This window comes from Phocaeicola sp. (genome assembly GCF_057861905.1).
Window position 1 is genome coordinate 1 of sequence record NZ_DBMACV010000131.1, and the last position, 3283, is coordinate 3283.

The window sequence follows — 3283 nt, forward strand, 5'->3', positions numbered from 1 at the left end:
ATTGTTTCTTTGAAAACAAACCGGATGCATTGCAAGGATACTATATTGAGGACTCAAAACAACTGGCCTTATTCTAAACTTATCCCGAACTCAGGTAATATTTCTTTCGCGGGAAACTGCTGTTTGCCATCATTATAATTGCAGTTTTGCTGGCAGGCGGGCTGATTTATCTATGCGTCCAACCGTTATGATAATCTGCTTTCACTAAAAACCATTTGTCGCTTATTGGACTCTTTTACTTTCTTCTTGACTGAATTTTGTGCAAATATCTTACGGCACATTGAAATAAAACATCCCATTTAGCCGTAAATTCCCCCGATAAAGCTCTTTTTTTATCCTTCTTGCATGTCCGAATATTAAAGAAACAGCTTTAAATATCCAAAAAAGGACAAAAAAGATGCAGGAAAGTTGGACGATTTCCGCAGGGAAATTGGGAAAGATATGCTGGGAAAAAATAAAAACGTCAAGACGTTTTCAGAAAAAGACCGTATTTTGTTAAGAATTTTCTTTCGTTGAAGCCAATATTACCTCTTCAGCTTCCAGAATGCCTTTTGCGGCTGCTTCCCGCCATTTTGCAGAAAGTAGGAAGAACATTACCATTCCTCTCCGTAAGAAACGCGACTCCCTTGCCACAGAAACATTTGTCAGCATCCCTTTCGCTTTACCAGCTTTTTGCCATCACTCCGTTGCATCAGAATTCCACAAAAGTCAGCATATCCTCCTTTCGTGCGAAACAAGCGATTCTCATGCAACGGATTTGTCAAAATGACAAAAAGTCAATATACTTTCTGTCCCAGAGGCAATGAAAGTTTGTAAGTCTTGAAAACCTTTTTTCTTTTGATCTTAAACGAGATATACTGTTTATAGTTACGTTCCATTTTACCATGAATATTTACACAGAACTCATAACTTCCGTTTTGTTTAAGGTCGGGCAGCAATACCTTGCTTACTCTCTTGTTCTTGTAATATACATAAAAGAACGATTTTTTGAGCGTTTTTTCTCCGTTGTTCGATATTTTTATCTTTACCCGTTTCCCTTCTCCTCCGGGAAGCGTACCGAATACAGGCGGGTAGATTGAAATTTTGTCTAATATTTTCGACGGGTCATTGTCCTCTACCACCTCCACATAATTTCTGTAAGATGCCGTATGCTGTGCGTGTATGCCTTGGGAGAAGCATACAGCCATCAGTGTTGCAAACAAAATAATACTTTTTTTCATATCTCATCTAATTTGTTTTTGCCTATGTTTCTTTTGCTATCGATTCTAAAATTAAAAATAATATCGGTTCGTTGTAACACGTCAGTACTTATAGAACACTTTTTAAGCGTTTTTTTAAGAGTGTTTACTTTTGTTGGAAGTCGGTTTTCTCTTTTGCCACCGATAAAATTGCTATATTCGCATTAACTTCACAGAGAAACGGAATTTAAAACAGACTTCGATACATGAAACTGACATATATCTTTCACAGCAGCTTTGCCCTCGAGACAGAGCGGTGCATCCTGATATTCGATTACTGGATGGATCCGTCGGGCATTGTGCCGCAACTGCTCAGAGCCCCGAAACCCGTGTACGTGTTTTCCAGCCATTTCCACGAAGACCATTTCAACCGGGAAATCTTTTCGTGGCGGCATACGAAGCCCGACATCGTTTATATCCTCTCGAAAGACATTCTGAAGCACCGCCGTGCACAGAAGGAAGAAGCCGATGTCTGGCTCGGCAAAGGTGCCACATGGAGCGACGGACTGCTGCACGTAACAGCAACCGGAAGTAACGACAGCGGCGTGTCTTGGATTGTAGAAACCGACGGCAAGCGGATCTTCCATGCAGGCGACCTGAATAACTGGTACGCCCGTTTCCTGACCGACGATTATCGGGGCGGGCTGGTCTACAGTGCCGAGTTCGGCATCGATGTGAATCCTGAAAAAGAAGAGAAGCGCTTTTTAGGAGAACTGAAAGATATCCGGAAAATAACGGACAGTTTCAGTGTGGCCATGTTTCCGGTGGACGGCCGCATCGGCAACGGCTATACCCGTGGCGCCCGCCAGTTTATCGACACGTTTCGGGTAGGATTACTGGTTCCCATGCACTTTGTGGCGAGCGGATTCGAGTCGGCTTGGCGCATGAAAGAGTTTGCAGATGCCAGGAATATCCCTTTCTGGTGCATCAGTCGGGAAGGAGAAAGTATTGAATTTTGAAGAAAAAAAGTTTACAGAATAAGATGAAGCAGATAGAGGTTGTAGCGGCAGTAATTTGTCGCGAGGAAAAGTATTTTGCCACCCAGCGAGGCTATGGCGAGTTCAAGGACTATTGGGAATTTCCCGGCGGAAAGATGGAAGCAGGCGAGAGCCGGGAGGAAGCCTTGAAACGCGAGATACGGGAAGAGTTGGACACGGAAATCAGTGTCGATTCGTTCCTCACCACAGTAGAATGTGATTACCCTGCCTTCCATCTCACGATGCATTGCTTTCTGTGTTCCGTCCGTTCCGGCCATCTGGTGCTGAAGGAGCACGAAAACGCTGCCTGGCTGAGCCGGGAGGAACTCGGTTCTGTAGACTGGCTGCCGGCGGATGTGGAGGTGGTGAAGAGGTTAAAATAAATTGAGGACCAAACATCAGACAGAAAGGCTAAAGTCACGTTGCTATCGTAATCGTCGTTTGGGTGATTATCTCAAAGAACTTCAGTTGTCCGAAGGTAGAGGAACCGGTATTCCAACCATACAACGAGTTAAGAAGAAAAGGCTCCAAGTCTGCTGTAATAGAAACTAATGAAGAAAGAAGCTATTTCTTGATTGAGATTCCTTGTAGAGAAGGTTTGGGAGATAGAGTATTGATTGTGAATGATTTTATTTCCGCAGATGATGATAAGATAAATGATAAGATAAAAAGTGTCCTATTGAAGATCTCAGGGCTTGGAATATCTAAAAAGAAAGACTGCATGATGTAATAAAAATATCAATGCCTACAATTGATAGAATCCTTAAGCAACTTATTTCGGAAAATCTTAAATTGGTTGAGTATCAAGGTTCTCGTAAAACAGGCGGTTATATATTAACAGAGAAAGGTAAAGCCTTTGTAAAATCATTAAATGAATAATTATGGCAAAAAAAACAACTAATAATAAAAAAATTGATTCCACTAAACAAAGAATATAAATTATTTATATTAGAACCAGAAGAAGATTCATTACCTGAGTTCGGGATAAGTTTAGAATAAGGCCAGTTGTTTTGAGTCCTCAATATAGTATCCTTGCAATGCATCCGGTTTGTTTTCAAAGAAACAATA

Annotated in this window: 3 protein-coding genes and 1 pseudogene; 3 read left to right on the forward strand and 1 reads right to left on the reverse strand. The window is 41.6% G+C overall.

Annotation, left to right across the window (positions count from 1 at the left end; genetic code table 11):
- Positions 1 to 776: 776 nt before the first annotated feature.
- On the reverse strand, positions 777 to 1220 hold the full coding sequence (locus ACZM60_RS14585) for a hypothetical protein (protein ID WP_021970716.1): 444 nt from the start codon (positions 1218 to 1220) through the stop codon (positions 777 to 779).
- A gap of 224 nt (positions 1221 to 1444) precedes the next feature.
- Between ACZM60_RS14585 and ACZM60_RS14590 the strand changes: the two genes are divergently transcribed.
- From ACZM60_RS14590 to ACZM60_RS14600, 3 genes and pseudogenes are all read left to right on the forward strand, one after another.
- On the forward strand, positions 1445 to 2197 hold the full coding sequence (locus tag ACZM60_RS14590) for an MBL fold metallo-hydrolase (RefSeq protein WP_489521854.1): 753 nt from the start codon (positions 1445 to 1447) through the stop codon (positions 2195 to 2197).
- Positions 2198 to 2220: 23 nt separating this feature from the next.
- Positions 2221 to 2598 (forward strand): (deoxy)nucleoside triphosphate pyrophosphohydrolase, encoded by a 378-nt coding sequence (locus ACZM60_RS14595; protein ID WP_489521855.1) that lies wholly within the window; start codon positions 2221 to 2223, stop codon positions 2596 to 2598.
- Positions 2599 to 2614: 16 nt separating this feature from the next.
- Positions 2615 to 3094 (forward strand): annotated as a pseudogene (locus tag ACZM60_RS14600) (ATP-binding protein); the annotation flags it as partial.
- Between the last annotated feature and the right edge of the window lie 189 nt (positions 3095 to 3283).

Coding starts and splice junctions, on each gene's coding strand:
- ACZM60_RS14590 (WP_489521854.1), top strand. CDS start 1,445: ATGAAACTGACATATATCTTTCACAGCAGCTTTGCCCTCGAGACAGAG.
- ACZM60_RS14595 (WP_489521855.1), top strand. CDS start 2,221: ATGAAGCAGATAGAGGTTGTAGCGGCAGTAATTTGTCGCGAGGAAAAG.
- ACZM60_RS14585 (WP_021970716.1), bottom strand. CDS start 1,220: ATGAAAAAAAGTATTATTTTGTTTGCAACACTGATGGCTGTATGCTTC.